Origin of the sequence: Streptomyces sp. NPDC058052 (assembly GCF_042885515.1) — a bacterium.
Taxonomy (GTDB): domain Bacteria; phylum Actinomycetota; class Actinomycetes; order Streptomycetales; family Streptomycetaceae; genus Streptomyces.
The window spans coordinates 57,203-70,303 of sequence record NZ_JBHVRX010000032.1 but is presented as its reverse complement, the minus strand read 5'-3'; the positions used below and the strand labels follow the sequence as shown (position 1 = coordinate 70,303).

General features: G+C 72.9%; 13 protein-coding genes. 6 read left to right on the top strand and 7 right to left on the bottom strand.

Annotated features, from left to right (window positions below; genetic code table 11):
* Positions 1-491: 491 nt before the first annotated feature.
* The 3 genes from ACFVU3_RS32345 to ACFVU3_RS32335 form a co-directional block, all read right to left on the bottom strand.
* Entirely contained in the window at positions 492-1,790 is a 1,299-nt protein-coding gene (locus tag ACFVU3_RS32345) for an SLC13 family permease (protein ID WP_390071869.1), read from the bottom strand.
* 462 nt (positions 1,791-2,252) lie between these two features.
* A complete protein-coding gene (locus ACFVU3_RS32340; RefSeq protein ID WP_390071868.1) occupies positions 2,253-2,456 on the bottom strand; it encodes a hypothetical protein in 204 nt (67 codons plus the stop codon).
* Between the two features lie 80 nt (positions 2,457-2,536).
* Positions 2,537-3,661, bottom strand: a complete 1,125-nt coding sequence (locus ACFVU3_RS32335; protein WP_390071866.1) for a TerC family protein — start codon at positions 3,659-3,661, stop codon at positions 2,537-2,539.
* A 402-nt stretch (positions 3,662-4,063) separates the two neighbouring features.
* On the opposite strand from ACFVU3_RS32335, the gene ACFVU3_RS32330 reads away from it, so the two are divergent.
* On the top strand, positions 4,064-4,810 hold the full coding sequence (locus ACFVU3_RS32330) for a hypothetical protein (protein WP_390071864.1): 747 nt from the start codon (positions 4,064-4,066) through the stop codon (positions 4,808-4,810).
* A 100-nt stretch (positions 4,811-4,910) separates the two neighbouring features.
* Here the strand turns inward: ACFVU3_RS32330 and ACFVU3_RS32325 are convergent, their stop codons facing one another.
* Both ACFVU3_RS32325 and ACFVU3_RS32320 read right to left on the bottom strand, forming a co-directional pair.
* Positions 4,911-5,429, bottom strand: a complete 519-nt coding sequence (locus ACFVU3_RS32325; RefSeq protein WP_390071862.1) for an anthrone oxygenase family protein — start codon at positions 5,427-5,429, stop codon at positions 4,911-4,913.
* Positions 5,430-5,545: 116 nt separating this feature from the next.
* The gene (locus ACFVU3_RS32320; RefSeq protein WP_390071860.1) at positions 5,546-5,944 is read right to left on the bottom strand and encodes a hypothetical protein; all 399 of its coding nucleotides are present in this window, start codon (positions 5,942-5,944) and stop codon (positions 5,546-5,548) included.
* 320 nt (positions 5,945-6,264) lie between these two features.
* Between ACFVU3_RS32320 and ACFVU3_RS32315 the strand changes: the two genes are divergently transcribed.
* The 3 genes from ACFVU3_RS32315 to ACFVU3_RS32305 all read left to right on the top strand — a co-directional run bounded on the left by ACFVU3_RS32315 (position 6,265) and on the right by ACFVU3_RS32305 (position 8,352).
* Entirely contained in the window at positions 6,265-6,822 is a 558-nt protein-coding gene (locus ACFVU3_RS32315; protein ID WP_390071858.1) for a hypothetical protein, read from the top strand.
* A 147-nt stretch (positions 6,823-6,969) separates the two neighbouring features.
* The gene (locus ACFVU3_RS32310; RefSeq protein ID WP_390071856.1) at positions 6,970-7,614 is read left to right on the top strand and encodes a CBS domain-containing protein; all 645 of its coding nucleotides are present in this window, start codon (positions 6,970-6,972) and stop codon (positions 7,612-7,614) included.
* A 51-nt stretch (positions 7,615-7,665) separates the two neighbouring features.
* Positions 7,666-8,352 carry a response regulator gene (locus tag ACFVU3_RS32305; RefSeq protein WP_390071855.1) on the top strand — a complete coding sequence of 229 codons (687 nt, stop codon included), beginning with the start codon at positions 7,666-7,668 and terminating at the stop codon, positions 8,350-8,352.
* On the opposite strand, the gene ACFVU3_RS32300 is transcribed toward ACFVU3_RS32305, so the two are convergent.
* Together ACFVU3_RS32300 and ACFVU3_RS32295 are read right to left on the bottom strand one after the other, a co-directional pair.
* Complete coding sequence (locus tag ACFVU3_RS32300; RefSeq protein ID WP_390071853.1) at positions 8,309-10,096, bottom strand: GAF domain-containing protein; 1,788 nt, start codon at positions 10,094-10,096, stop codon at positions 8,309-8,311. The two genes, ACFVU3_RS32305 and ACFVU3_RS32300, sit on opposite strands and share 44 nt — an antisense overlap.
* Positions 10,097-10,298: 202 nt before the next feature.
* On the bottom strand, positions 10,299-11,159 hold the full coding sequence (locus tag ACFVU3_RS32295; RefSeq protein ID WP_390071852.1) for a universal stress protein: 861 nt from the start codon (positions 11,157-11,159) through the stop codon (positions 10,299-10,301).
* 289 nt (positions 11,160-11,448) lie between these two features.
* On the opposite strand from ACFVU3_RS32295, the gene ACFVU3_RS32290 reads away from it, so the two are divergent.
* Positions 11,449-12,072, top strand: coding sequence for a CBS domain-containing protein (locus tag ACFVU3_RS32290; protein ID WP_390071850.1), 624 nt, complete (start codon positions 11,449-11,451; stop codon positions 12,070-12,072).
* A gap of 26 nt (positions 12,073-12,098) precedes the next feature.
* A complete protein-coding gene (locus ACFVU3_RS32285) occupies positions 12,099-13,088 on the top strand; it encodes an Acg family FMN-binding oxidoreductase (protein ID WP_390071848.1) in 990 nt (329 codons plus the stop codon).
* The last annotated feature ends 13 nt before the right edge of the window (positions 13,089-13,101 follow it).

The following is a 13,101-nucleotide window of genomic DNA, read 5'->3' as shown; positions in this document are numbered from 1 at the left end:
CCGGGGGCACCCCCTTGAGGACAGCGCCGTGCTCCCTGGCCTCTTCCGGCCGCCGGCGCGCGAGGAACGCGTCGGTCCCCGCTCCCAGCCTGACCGGCGGGCGCGGCACTTGTCCATCCGTGGCGACGCCCCTGGGTCGCACGGCCCGCCGGCGACCGCGTACGTCCCGCCGGCCTTCCGGGTCGCTGGAAGAGGTGCGCCGCCGCCGCCGTCATGGCCAGACCGCCGGCGAGCAGCATGGCCTGGGGCAGGACGGCACCGGCGACGACGGCGGCCACGGCGGCGGCCAGCGCGAGCCGTGCCGCGGTCCGCCGGCCTGTGCGGAGCCGCCGCGGGCTGCCCTTGCCCGGAGGGTCCGACATGGCTGGGCTCCTTTCCGGGACCGTCATGTCATGTCCTGTCCGTCGTCCGTCCGTCCGCCCGTCCGTCCGTCCACCCGCCCGTCCGTCCGTCCGTCCGTCCGTGTCTCCGTCCTTCGTCCCTCCGTCCGGTCAGGCCATCGCGAAGTAGCGCAGCCACACGTACAGGCCGGCGAGTGTGGTGGTGACGGCGGTGACGACCAGTCCGTACCGGCTGAACTGCCAGAACGAGATGTGATGGCCCGCGCGGTCGGCGATGCCGACGGTCACGACGTTGGCGGAGGAGGCGATGATCGTGGCGTTGCCGGCCAGGTCCGCCCCGAGGGCGAAGGACCACCACAGCACGGCGGCGTGCTCGATCCCTCCGGAGGCGGCGACGACTTCGGAGACGACCGGGCTGACGGAGGCGACGAACGGGATGTTGTCGATCACCGCCGAGGGCACGACGGAGCCGAACAGCAGCGCCATCGAGGCCCCGAACAGCTGCCCCTCGGTCGCCCGGGCGGCGGCCTGCCCGAGGTCGGCGATGAGCCCTGTCCGCACCATCGCGCCGACCATCACGAAGAGCCCGGTGAAGAACGCCAGCGTCGGCCATTCCACATCGCGCACGACCTCTCCCGGGTCGAGCCGGGAGACGGCCAGGAGCAGCAGTCCCCCGCTGATGGCCACCACCGAGGGTTCGAGGTGCAGGGCCGTGTGCAGGACGAAGCAGACCATCACGACCACGATGACCACGCCGCTGACCGCCAGCAGCCGGGCGTCCTTGATGGCGTCCCGCTCGCGCAGCTCCATGACCCGCGCCGCGCGCTCGGGGTCGTAGGTGAAGGCGCGGCGGAACATCCACCGTGCCATCACGGCGAACACGACGACCAGCAGGGCCGCGATCGGCGTCATGTGGAGCAGGAAGTCGTTGAAGGACAGCCCGGCCCGGGAGCCGATCATGATGTTCGGCGGATCGCCGATCAGGGTGGCGGCGCCGCTGATGTTGCATGCCATGACCTCGGCGATCAGGTACGGCACCACGGGCAGGGCGAGCCTCTCGCACACCAGGATGGTCACGGGCGCGACGAGCAGGACGGTCGTGACGTTGTCCAGCCACGCGGAGAGGAGGGAGGTCACGAGGATCAGCAGGACCATGAGCCGGTACGGCCGCCCGCGGGCCCGCTTCACGGCCCAGATCGCCACGTACTCGAACACGCCGGTCCGCTTCAGGACCGCGACGATCAGCATCATGCCCAGGAGCAGGACGACGACGTTCCAGTCGATCCCGGCGTGCGGGGAGAAGAAGGCGTGTTCGGGAGCGGTCGCCCCGATGAGCAGCATGACCACGGCGCCCCCGAGCGCGGCGGCCACCCGGTGCACCCACTCGGTCGCGATCAGCACGTAGACGGCGACGAAGACCGCCAGGGCCAACCACGTGGTGACGCTCACGGCGGCACCGGGCCGTCGTCACGACAGGCCGGGAGAGGGGCGGAGACGGGGACGGGGACGGGGTGGTCTGCGTACGCGAAGGAGGGCGGGGAGGTCATCGGCGCGGGCTCCGTTCGTGCCGTGGCCGCGAACACGCCCGCTGCCCCGGCCCCGCGCGCCGTCGCGACGCGACCTCGCACGAAGCGCCTCACGAGGCACCGGGAGTGCTCCTCCACCCCACCGTCACCGACGGCACGGGCCCCGCGCATCGGGGCCGGCACCCATCTTCGTCGCGCTCCCCGGGGTCCCAGCGCCCGGCGGCCCGGGGCAGGAGTGACGGGAGGGGCGCCGTGGCAGCGGCGTCCCTCCCGTCGTCATCGCGTCAGACCGACGGGGCGGCGTCGACCTTGCCTCCCTGGTCCTGGCTCCCTGGCCTTGCCTCCCTGCGCCTTCGCTCCCCGCCCCACGGAGCCGGGCACGGACCTACTGGCTGTGGTGCGGGTGGGGCTGTGCCGACTCCTCCAGGTACGCGACGCAGTCGGGATTGCGGCACGGACCCGGCTCCCACACCGGCACGTAGAGCCCGAGGGTCTTGTGCCGGCGTTTGACCACCGTGTCGACGTCCTGCTTGCACACCGGGCAGACAAGCGCGCCTTGCGGCCCGGCCGGATGCTCGTTTTTACCCATTTTTTAACAATAGTCGGATTGTGGGATCTGCGGAAGCGGGGGAAGAGGGAAGCTCATCCCCTGCCCGGCGGCTCAGGTCCTCATGGGCTCCGAGGTGGATCGCCGCCAGAGGGCCGGTCCCCGTCCTCCCGTGTCCCCGAACCGTCCGCGGGCGCCGTGGCGGCGGGGTCCGGGCGAACGGCCGGCCGCCCGAGTCCCTCGGCCTCGGCATCGGCCCCGGCCTCGGTATCGATGTCGGTATCGGTGCCGGTACCGGTCTCCGGCGGCTTGGCGGGTGCGGGCCGGCGCAGGCTGAAGACGACGGAGACCGCGAGGATGGCGGCGATGACCACGAGACTGACCGGGGAGGGGATCTCCGGAATCGCGGGACTGATCAGCTTGTGGGACGCCTGGAGGATCAGCTTGACGCCGATGAACGAGAGGATGACCGCGAGTCCGGTGTTGAGGTAGTGGAACCGGTCCAGCAGGCCGGAGAGCATGAAGTACAGGGCGCGCAGGCCCAGGATGGCGAAGGCGTTGCTGGTGTAGACGATGAAGGCGTCGTCGCTGACCGCGAGGACGGCCGGGACGCTGTCGACGGCGAAGACCAGGTCGGCCGCCTCGATGGCCGCCACCACCGCGAGAAGCGGCGTGGCCACGCGCTTGCCGGCCTCCTTCACGAAGAACTTCGCTCCCGCGTACTCGTCCCGCACCGGGATGATCTTCCGCAGGGCCCGCACGGCGAAGCTCTTGCCGGGGTCGAACGTGTCCTCCTCGCCCCTGAGGAGCTTGTAGGTGCTCCAGAAGAGGATGGCGGCGAAGACGAAGAGGACGGCCGTGAAGCGGCTGACGACGGCCACGCCGAGCGAGAGGAAGACGCCGCGGAAGACGAGGGCGCCCATGACGCCGAAGAACAGCACGCGGTGCTGGTAGGCGCGTGGCACCCTGAAGTAGCCGAAGATCACGGCGAAGACGAAGAGGTTGTCGACCGACAGGCTCTTCTCCAGGAGCCAGGCCGTCGTGTACTCGGTGCCGGGCGTCGTCCCCAGGACGAGGAAGACGACGGCGCCGAAGACGAGCGCGAGGCCCACCCACAGGCCGCTCCAGGCAGCCGCCTCCTTGAAACCGATCACATGCGCGGTCCGGTGGGCCAGCAGGTCCACCGTCAGCGACACCACCACAGTGACGCCGAACGCCGCCCACAACCAGAACGGGACATCGAGCACGTCGGCCACTCTCCCCGCGGCCGGTGCCGGAGCGCACCGGCCCCTTCCTACGAGTCTGCGGCATGACGCGCCCGGTCGCTGCCCCTGGCGGCGTGCCCGGCCCCTCGGGAGGGGCGGAGAGCCCAACGGCCCGCGCGGCACGTCGTCCGGTGGGGCGAGCGGGAAATGCCTCCCTCACAGACGTGACGGCCGCTTCGCCCCGTACGACGACGGCACCGAATCCGCGGGCAGGTTGCCGAGAACATGCCATCGACGCGGGCAGGGGGCCATGGCACGCTGAACGCACGAGAACGCATCGACCTGTGGCGGGGGGCCGGCCATGACCGGGACGGCGAGCGGCACGCGTACCGAAGCGCCCCGGGTCACACGGGCGCTCCCCCTCCGGCCGACGGACGTCGTGACGTGACCGGACCTCGGCACGGCACACCGATCGGCGCGCGTCGGCGACATGCCCAGAGCCTGTTCCTCGGCCTCGTCGGCCTCGCCGCCCTCCTGGGCGGACTCACGCTTCTGGCCGTCGTGCTGCCGGGCGCCGCCGCGGACGAGCGCGCCTTCCTCTCCGCGGCTCCGTGTCAGGCCACCTCGACGGACGACTGCCTCCGCACCACCTGGTTCTCCGTCGACTCCGTCCACATCCGGCGCGGCAAGTCCTCCGGAGGGGAGATGAGCCTCACCGGTCCAGAACCGGGCTCCAGGACGGTGAAGTTCAGCGGAGTGAGCGGGTTCCTGGAGCGAACCCGGCCGGGAGCCCGCGTCGCCGGCACCTCGTGGCGAGGCTCGATCGTCCAGCTCTCCGACTCCGAGGGCGGACAGCGGACGGACGCCCACCCGGTCGGAGGCTCCCTGTTCGCGGCCGGGTTCGGCATCGTGCTCGTCCTGGCCGGCGGGCTCGGCATCACCACCGTCCGGTCGTGGATCCGGCGACCAGACGGTGCACAGGGCGGCCGGAGGGCTCCCTCGGCCGTCACGACCGGATCGGTCGTCGCGCTGGGCCTCTACACCTTCGGCCTGGCAACCGTCCTGTACGAGCGGGACGCGAGTCTGCACAGGTTCTTCGTGATGTGGGCGCCGGCCGCCGTGCTCGGGGCCGCCGCCGTCCTGTGGCGACCGCTCCGGGTCCTGCTCCGCCCCGCGCGCCGAGACGCCTGAGGGGTGCGGGACGTCTGAAGGGGCGGGACGTCAGCCCTCGCGCCGGAGCGGCTCCCCTTCCGGAACGCCCCGGACCCGGCGGCGACGGTCCGCGGCCCGGTCACGCGGCGAAGGAACGCCCCTGAGACTCATGCGCCCCTCGCGTCCTGACCCGCGCCCCGCCGAACGGACCGGCGAGGGCGAGGAGGATCAGAAGGGCGAAGGCGACGACCGCCGTGAGGGTCCGGGCGTTGTTGAACAGCTCCCAGCGCCGCAGGATCTCGGCGTGGTCGGCCGGCGGCGTGGTGGCGGCCCAGTGCTTGATGCGGCCGTTGATCGGGACGTTCCCGAGCCGGGTGATCAGGAAGGACGCGAAGGTCAGGAGACACGCCGCGGCCGCGAGGCCACGGGCCCGACCGCGTGTCAGCGCGGCGAGGGTGAGGGAGCCGAGGGTGGAGACCACCATGGCTCCCTGCACGGTGATCCCGTTGACCTTCATCAGCTCCGCGTGGAAGTCGAGCCTCATGTCGATCGGCACGGCGCCGAAGGTCGGGACGAGATTGGCGGCGCCATAACTGAAAGCACCGGCGAGCAGACCGGTGGCCATCAGGGCGATTCCATGGGCGATGCGCACGCGCATGTCGTACCTCTGTCGTGAGGGCTCCGCGTGAAGCGGAGCCGGACGGACCGGGTGGTGGTCGGATCGGGCGCGCGAGGCGGAGCCGCGCGAGAAGGCGTACGGGGTCGAGCCGGACGCTAGGGCGACGCGTCGGCGCCCCACCGGGCACGCCGCGCGCGGCTCCGCAGGGGGACGAGGAGCGGAAGGCCCGTGCCGATCAGCGCCAGGACCGCGGCGCCGACCCAGTGCCGGGTCTGCTGGCCCAGGAGCAGGCACGAGACGACGCCGCACCAGGCACCCGCCGCGGGGACGAGCGCCGCGTGCCGTTCCGCGGCCGTATCGGTGAGCGATGCCACGCTGACGTAGGCGACGACGAACCCCGCGAACAGGGCGAACGTGTACCACTCGCCGCCGTCGGGGAGGGCGTAGCCCTTGCGCGTTCGCTCCAGCCCCATGTCGACCGCCCCGGCGACCGCCCAGAAGAACGCGCTGGAGGCCGCCACGCCGAGAGCGACGCGCCACGCCGTATTCGTCATGCGGGGATCGTATGAGCGACGGGAGCGGCTCGGCCACGGCGTTGTTCCGTTCCGCCCGGCTGAAGGTGAGCAGGGCTGCCCGGGGCGGAACTGCTCCGGCGGGTGCCGACCATGGGGCGGGGGTGCTCGCTGGTGCCCCGGTAACGCGATTGCGCCGCGGGGGTGCTGCTGCGATCATCTGTCGACGCCGAGCAAGATCGGCACGGGGGGGCTCCATGCGCTACGGATTGCACGCTGTCACGGCCGCGCTTCTGGCCGCGGCTCTGACGGGTTGTTCCGGGGAAGGGCCACCGTCCGGCCGAACTCCTTCCTCCGCGCCGGTGAGCCCGGCACCTTCTCCGTCGGCCACCGGGCCGTCCCCGTCGGAGGTCGCCGATCTGACCCGCGCCAAGCTGGCGCGGTCGCTCGACGAGGCCGATACCGCCGGTCCTGGTGGGCTCATGCTGGTCGACGCCTGGCCGAACGGTGTCGCGGAGTACGCCTGGGAGACGCGCAACGGGCGGTTGTGTCACGTTTCGGTCACCGTCGACCTGGTCCGGGCACGAGCCTGTGCGACGCATCCGAACGACCCGCCGCTGAAGAAGGCGGGAAGCGTCAGTCCGCTCTTCACCTCCTTCGCCCACGGCTGGGGACGGCTCTTCGCCGCCGACCGCGCGGAGGTCACGGCCGCGACCTGTAGCGGCACGCCCGTGGAGGTGACCCGGATCGGCACGGTCGCGGGCGGCGCCCGCACGCTGTACGCCGTCTGGTTCCCGGACTACACCAAGGGCGAGATCCTGCTGACGGTGCGCCACGGCAGCACGACCACACGCGCCTCGCTGAAGCTCGGGGACGCCGGCGACCTCGCCTGCACTCCCCGGGCCTCCGAACGGGCCTGAGCGTCCGGCTCCCGGCGCGGGCCGGCGTCGACGCGGTGCCTCCGGTCTCCTCGGTACGGGGCCGAGTGGTGGCAGGAGGGGCCGGTCGGCCCTCCCCCGTCCGGCGGGCGTCCGGCAGAGTGGTGGTGACGCGAGAAGAGGTCACTCATGCCGGAATCTGCCGGGCCCCGCATCGTCAGTGACGTCATGACCCACACCGCCGTGGCGATCGGGCGTGACGCGCCCTACAAGGAGATCGTGGCGCTCATGGACGAGTGGAAGGTGAGCGCCCTGCCCGTCCTGGAAGGGGAAGGGCGGGTCGTGGGAGTGGTCTCGGAGGCGGATCTGCTGCCGAAGGAGGCGTTCCGCGGCGCGGACCCCGACCCAGGAGCGGGCGAGGACGCGGCGAAGGCCCGGGCCGTGAGGGCGGGGGATCTCATGTCGAGTCCGGCGGTGACGGTGCACGCCGGCGCCTCCCTGGCCGAGGCGGCCCGGATCATGGCCCGCAGGAGGGTGAAGCGGCTGCCGGTGGTGGACGGGGTCGGGATGCTGGAAGGGGTCGTCAGCCGGAGTGACCTGCTCAAGGTCTTCCTGCGGGAGGACGGGGAGATCCGGGCGGAGATCCGGCGGTCCGTGCTCGACGGCGCGGCGCTCACGGGGATGGACGTGACGGTGACCGAGGGTGTGGCCACCCTGCGCGGAACGCTCGCCGAACGGGCGCTGGTGCCGCTGCTCGCGCGTGCCGCCCGGGCCGTGGAGGGTGTCGTCGATGTGCGGATGGAGCTCACGGATCCACGCGAAGGCGGTTCGTGACGGACAATTCTTGGTGGGGCGGGTGGACGTCCACCGAGCACAGGGGTCGCCATGACCGAACTCCCGGCAGCCGAGGAACCCACACGGGTCTTCCTGGTGGACGATCACGAGGTCGTCCGCCGGGGACTGCGCGACCTGATCGACGACGAGCCCGACCTGCGGGTCGTCGGGGAGGCGGCCACGGCGGACCAGGCTCTGGCCCGGGGGCCCGCGCTGCGCCCGGACGTGGCCGTCCTGGACGTACGGCTGCCGGACGGCGACGGGATCGCCGTGTGCCGGGAGCTGCGGTCGCGGATGCCGGAGCTGGCGTGTCTGATGCTGACCTCGTTCGACGACGAGGACGCGTTGCTCGACGCGATCATGGCGGGGGCGTCCGGGTACGTCCTCAAGCAGATCAAGGGTTCGGATCTCGTGTCGGCGGTACGGACCGTGGCGACGGGACAGTCGATGCTCGACCCGGCGACCACGGCCCGCCTGATGCGCTCGCTGCGGGCGCCGGAGGCGGCGCGGCCCCCCGAGGACGAGCGCCTCGCGGCCTTGTCCGAGCGTGAGCGGTCCGTCCTGGAGCTGATCGGGGAGGGGCTCACCAACCGGCAGATCGCGAAGCGGCTCTACCTGTCGGAGAAGACGGTCAAGAACCACATCTCGCGGCTGCTGGGCAAGCTGGGCGTCGAACGGCGGGTGCAGGCGGCCGTCATCGCCGCGCAGGCCCATGAGCACGAGGCGGAGAACCGCTAGCCTCCCCCCGGATGTCGTCCGGGGGGAGGGGGACGCGCCAGGTGAGTCGGGCTCCTCCACCGGGCTCCGGCGGTGAGTGGACGGTGAGCCGGCCGCCGAGGTGCTCGGCCCGCTCCGCGAGATTGCGCAGTCCCCTGTCCACGCGGTCCGGCGGGAGGCCGACGCCGTCGTCCCTCACGGACACCTCCAGGATCCCGTCGTCCGCGAGGACGGCGACCTCGGTCCTGCGGGCACGCGCGTGCCGGGCGACATTGGTGAGGGCCTCGCCGATGACGGCGACGACGTCGTCGGCGACGGCGGCGGGCACGTCGGTGTCCAGCAAGCCCTCCATGCGGAGCGCCGGGGCGAAGCCGAGGGTCGCCGCGGCGGCGTCGACGGCCGCGACGACACGGCTTCTGAGCTTGGGCGCGGTGCCGGGGGTGTCGTGTTCGCGGAGGCCGAAGATGGTCGAACGGATGATCTTGATGGTGGCGTCGAGGTCGTCGATCGCCCGGGTCAGCCGGTCCACCGCCTCCGGGTGCTCGACGAAACGCCGGGCGCTCTGGAGCGTCATCCCGGTGGCGAAGAGGCGCTGGATGGCCAGGTCGTGCAGGTCGCGGGCGATCCGGTCGCGGTCCTCCAGGAGGGTCACCTGCTCGGCGTCGCGGCGGCGGTCGGCCAGTTCGAGCGCCAGGGCGGCCTGCCCTGCGAAGCCGGGGAGGGCGGCGGTCTCGGCGCTCAGGAAGGGCACGCGGCCGCTGTGCCGGGCGAGGATCAGGACGCCGCTGAGTCGTTCCTTGGTGCCCACCGTGACCGCCACGGCCGGGCCGAAGCCCTGCCACCGTTCCGGCTGGACCGTCACCCGCGCGTCGCTGGAGACGTCCGCCACGGTGATCAGTCCGTCGGTCTCGGCGAGGGCGGCGGCGGCCAGGGTGCCTTCGCTGCTGGGCAGGACGACCCCGCGGTGGGTGTCGGCGCCGTCGCCTCGCGCCAGCGAGCCCCGTAGCTCGCCACCGGGGCCGACCAGGTAGAAGACCCCCATGTCGGCGTCGGCGATGTCCACGGCCTGCTCCAGCATCCCGTCCAGGACCTCCGCCTCCGCCGTGCCGGAGAGCAGGGCGCTGGTGAAGTCGGAGCTCGCGGCGAGCCAGCGCTGCCGGCGCCTGCCCTCCTCGTACAGGCGGGCGTTCTCGATGGCGACGCCGGCGGCGACGGCCAGGGTCGTCACGACGGCCTCGTCCTCGGCGTCGAAGTCGGCTCCCCCGCGTTTCTCGGTGAGGTAGAGGTTGCCGAAGACCTCGTCGTGGACGCGGATGGGGACGCCGAGGAAGGAGTGCATGGGCGGGTGGTGGGCCGGGAAGCCGTACGAGGCGGGGTGCTCGGACAGCTCGGTCAGGCGCAGCGGCTCGGGATGGCGGATCAGCTCGCCGAGGATGCCGTGCCCGGAGGGCAGGGCTCCGATCCGCTCGCGCAGCTCGTCGTCGATGCCGATGGGGAGGAACTCGGACAGCCCGCGGTCCTCGCCGATGACGCCCAGCGCGCCGTACTCGGCGTCGACGAGGGTGACGGCGGCCTCGACGATGCCGCGCAGCACCTGCGGCAGGTCGAGCTCCCGCCCCACGGAGATGACGGCCTCCAGGAGTCCCGTGAGACGGTCCCTGGTACCGCGCACCTCGTCGATGCGGCCCTGGAGCTCGTCCAGCAGTTCGTCGAGCCGGAGCCTCGGCAGCCTGGTGTCCGTCGCCCCGGCGTCCTCCCCGTCCATCGGAACCTCCGGTCGCGTCCGGGACGCGCGGCGTCCGCCGCACCCGCTCTCACGGTAGCCCGGCCGGTCCGGTCGTTCCTGTCGGCTCCGGCCCCTGGAAGGGCGTGCGGACGGCGTGTGCGGCGGGGAATCCGGCGGGCGCGCGAGTCGCCGCCCGGGCCGGCGGCGAGCAGGGGAGGGGGCCGGCGTCCGTGTGGTGCGTTCACTCCGCGGGGACGGTGACCACCGGGCAGTGGGCACGGTGCAGCAGCCCGCGGACGACCGAGCCGACGCGCATGCCGGAGTAGCCGCCCCGGCCCCGGCGCCCGACGACGACGGCCAGGGCGTGTTCGGCGGCTTCCGCGAGCAGCTCGACGGGCGAGCCGATGAGCACGTCGTGGGTGAGACGGACGTCCGGGTACTTCTCGGCCCAGCCCGCCGTGGCCTCGGAGAGGAGCCGGCGCTCGGCGTGGAAGAGGGTGTCTCCGGTGCGGAGGGAGAAGACGGGTGGCTGCCAGACCGCGACGGCCCGCAGGGCGCACCGCCTCAGGTCCGCCTCCTCGAAGGCGAACGCGAGGGCCGCCCGGGAACACTCGCTCCCGTCGACGCCGACGACGAGGTACGCCGGGTCCTGCGTGGTGTGCTCCGCGTCGCCGACCACGACGACGGGGCAGCGCGCCTGGGCGGTGACGGGCACGACGAGCGAACCGGCGCTGAGGAACTCCTCGGTACGGCTCAGGTGGCGGGAGCCGAGGACGACCATGGCGGCCTCCTGGGACAGGCCCGCCATGACACGTGCCGGATGACCGTCGGCCAGAGCGGACGCGAGGGGCACGTCCGGCTGCCGCTCCCGGGCCCAGTCGGCCGCCGCGCGCAGCGCGTCCTCGCCGCGCCGCGCCAGGGCCTGGTGTCGTGGCGTGTCGCCGGCGTGCCGGGGGTCGTGCGGCGGTGGTACGGCGACGACGAGGCGGAGGCCCAGACCTCGGCGACGAGCCTCGTCGGCCGCCCAGGCCAGGGCGAGGTGTCCTTCGCGGACGGGGTCGATGCCGACGACGAGCTCGCGCCGTCCCGTGGTGGTGGTCATGACGTGCTCCTGTGTCCGGATCGGTGCCGCGGCAGGCGAGCGGGCCGCCGCTCCCCTTGCCGGACACGTGAGGACTGCTCTTCGACCCTCGCACCTGGTGCCGGGAACGCCCGAGGGCCTCTGGGGGCACAGGTGGGCCCAAAGGTCCCGGGCGGCGGAGACGAGGGCCCGACAGAGGTCCGGTCGGTCCTTCGGGTGGACCGTTCGGCCCCTCGCCCGGGCGTACCGGCGAGGCGGACGGTGGTGGCGTACGGACCCACCCGCCGACGGCCCGAACGGGAGGACCGCGATGAAACACCTGAAGGTCGGCGGCCTGATGACCGACGACGTGGTCTCCGCCCTCCCCGGCATGTCGTTCCGGGACGTGGCGAAGCTCCTCGCCGAACACGACATCAGCGGGCTGCCCGTCGTGGACGCCGACGACCATGTCGTCGGCGTGGTCTCCGAGAGCGACCTCCTGGCCCGCAGGGCTCCGACCGCCCGCGGTGTGATGAGCGCTCCGGCCGTCACCGTGCACGCGGAGGAGGCGGCGGCGGACGCGGCACGGCTCATGGCGCGCCGCGGAGTGGAGCGCCTGCCGGTGGTCGACGAGGAGGAGCGGCTGGTGGGCATCGTCACCCGCCGGGACCTGCTCCGTGTGTTCCTCCGGCCGGACCCCGAGATCAGGCGCCGCATCCGGGAGGAGATCCTCGCGGACTCCATGGACCTGCCGCAGGACGCGGTCGACGTCCACGTGCTCGACGGCGTGGTCACTCTGGCGGGCCGGGTCCGGCTGCGGAGCCAGGCCGTGATGCTGCTGCGGCTCGCCGAACGCGTGGAGGGCGTCGTGGCCGTCGTGGACCGGCTTTCCCCACACGACGACGCCCGCTTCGGTGCCCCGTCCCCGCGGGCGGCCTACGACTTCTCCGAGTGACCGCCCCCGCACAGACAGGATGTGCCGTGTCCCCCATCTCGCTTCCCCGTCCGCTCGTCACCTCGCTGGTCGAGGACGCCGTCACGGCTCCGTCCATGCACAACGCCCAGCCGTGGCGGTTCCTCCACCGCGAGGCGTCCGGCACCGTCGAGCTCTACGGCGACCCGTCACGCGGCATGCCGCGCCAGGACCCCGACCACCGGGCCCTCCACCTCGGCTGCGGTGCCGCCCTGTTCGCGCTGCGGGTGGCCGCCGTGCACCGGGGCCTGCGCCCCGCCGTCCGGCTGCTGCCGGCCCCTGACGATCCGTGGCATCTCGCCGACGTCCGCTTCGACGGACCCGAGGACGCCGGCGACGGACTGGACGTGCTCCATGCCGCCTTGTCCCGACGACACACCAGCCGCTTCCCCTTCACCGAGGAACGGATACCGCCCGAGCTGTTCGACGGCCTCCGCGCCGCCGCGCTCCTGGAGGGCTGCCGCCTGACCGTCCCCGGAGACTGGCACACCGACACGGTCCTGGGGCTCGTCCACGCCTCCGCGCTGTTCGAGGCCGCGGACGAGGCCGTACGGGCGGAGATCGCCTCCTGGACACGTACGGGCGCGGCGGGTGAGGCGGACCGGTCCGACGGCGTCCCCGCCTACGCCTTCGGTCCACGCCAGTACGACGTGACCTCCCCCGTCAGGGACTTCGGCGCCCCGGGCCGGGTGTCCGGGCGTCCGTCGGCGCGCTTCGAGAAGACACCGCAGATCGCCCTCCTCGGCACCGCCGAGGACACCCCCGACGCGTGGCTGCGGGCAGGACAGGCGACACAGCGGGTGCTGCTCCAGGCCACCCTCGACGGGCTGGCCACCTCCCTCATGTCGCAGCCCCTCGAATGGCCCGAGCTCCGCTTCGACGCACGTGACCCCCTCTCGGCGGTCGGCTACGTCCACATGGTGTTCCGCCTGGGGTACGGGCCGACGGGGCGGGCGACCCCTCGTCGCCCCGTCTCCGAGGTGCTCGCCTTCGATTGAGCGGAGGGGCTCG

Excerpts from the sequence above, each read along its gene's own strand:
- ACFVU3_RS32290 (WP_390071850.1), top strand. The coding sequence starts at position 11,449 with ATGAAACACCTGAAGGTCGGCGGCCTGATGACCGACGACGTGGTCTCC.
- ACFVU3_RS32300 (WP_390071853.1), bottom strand. The coding sequence starts at position 10,096 with ATGGACGGGGAGGACGCCGGGGCGACGGACACCAGGCTGCCGAGGCTC.
- ACFVU3_RS32340 (WP_390071868.1), bottom strand. The coding sequence starts at position 2,456 with ATGGGTAAAAACGAGCATCCGGCCGGGCCGCAAGGCGCGCTTGTCTGC.
- ACFVU3_RS32305 (WP_390071855.1), top strand. The coding sequence starts at position 7,666 with ATGACCGAACTCCCGGCAGCCGAGGAACCCACACGGGTCTTCCTGGTG.
- ACFVU3_RS32295 (WP_390071852.1), bottom strand. The coding sequence starts at position 11,159 with ATGACCACCACCACGGGACGGCGCGAGCTCGTCGTCGGCATCGACCCC.
- ACFVU3_RS32310 (WP_390071856.1), top strand. The coding sequence starts at position 6,970 with ATGCCGGAATCTGCCGGGCCCCGCATCGTCAGTGACGTCATGACCCAC.
- ACFVU3_RS32320 (WP_390071860.1), bottom strand. The coding sequence starts at position 5,944 with ATGACGAATACGGCGTGGCGCGTCGCTCTCGGCGTGGCGGCCTCCAGC.
- ACFVU3_RS32325 (WP_390071862.1), bottom strand. The coding sequence starts at position 5,429 with ATGCGCGTGCGCATCGCCCATGGAATCGCCCTGATGGCCACCGGTCTG.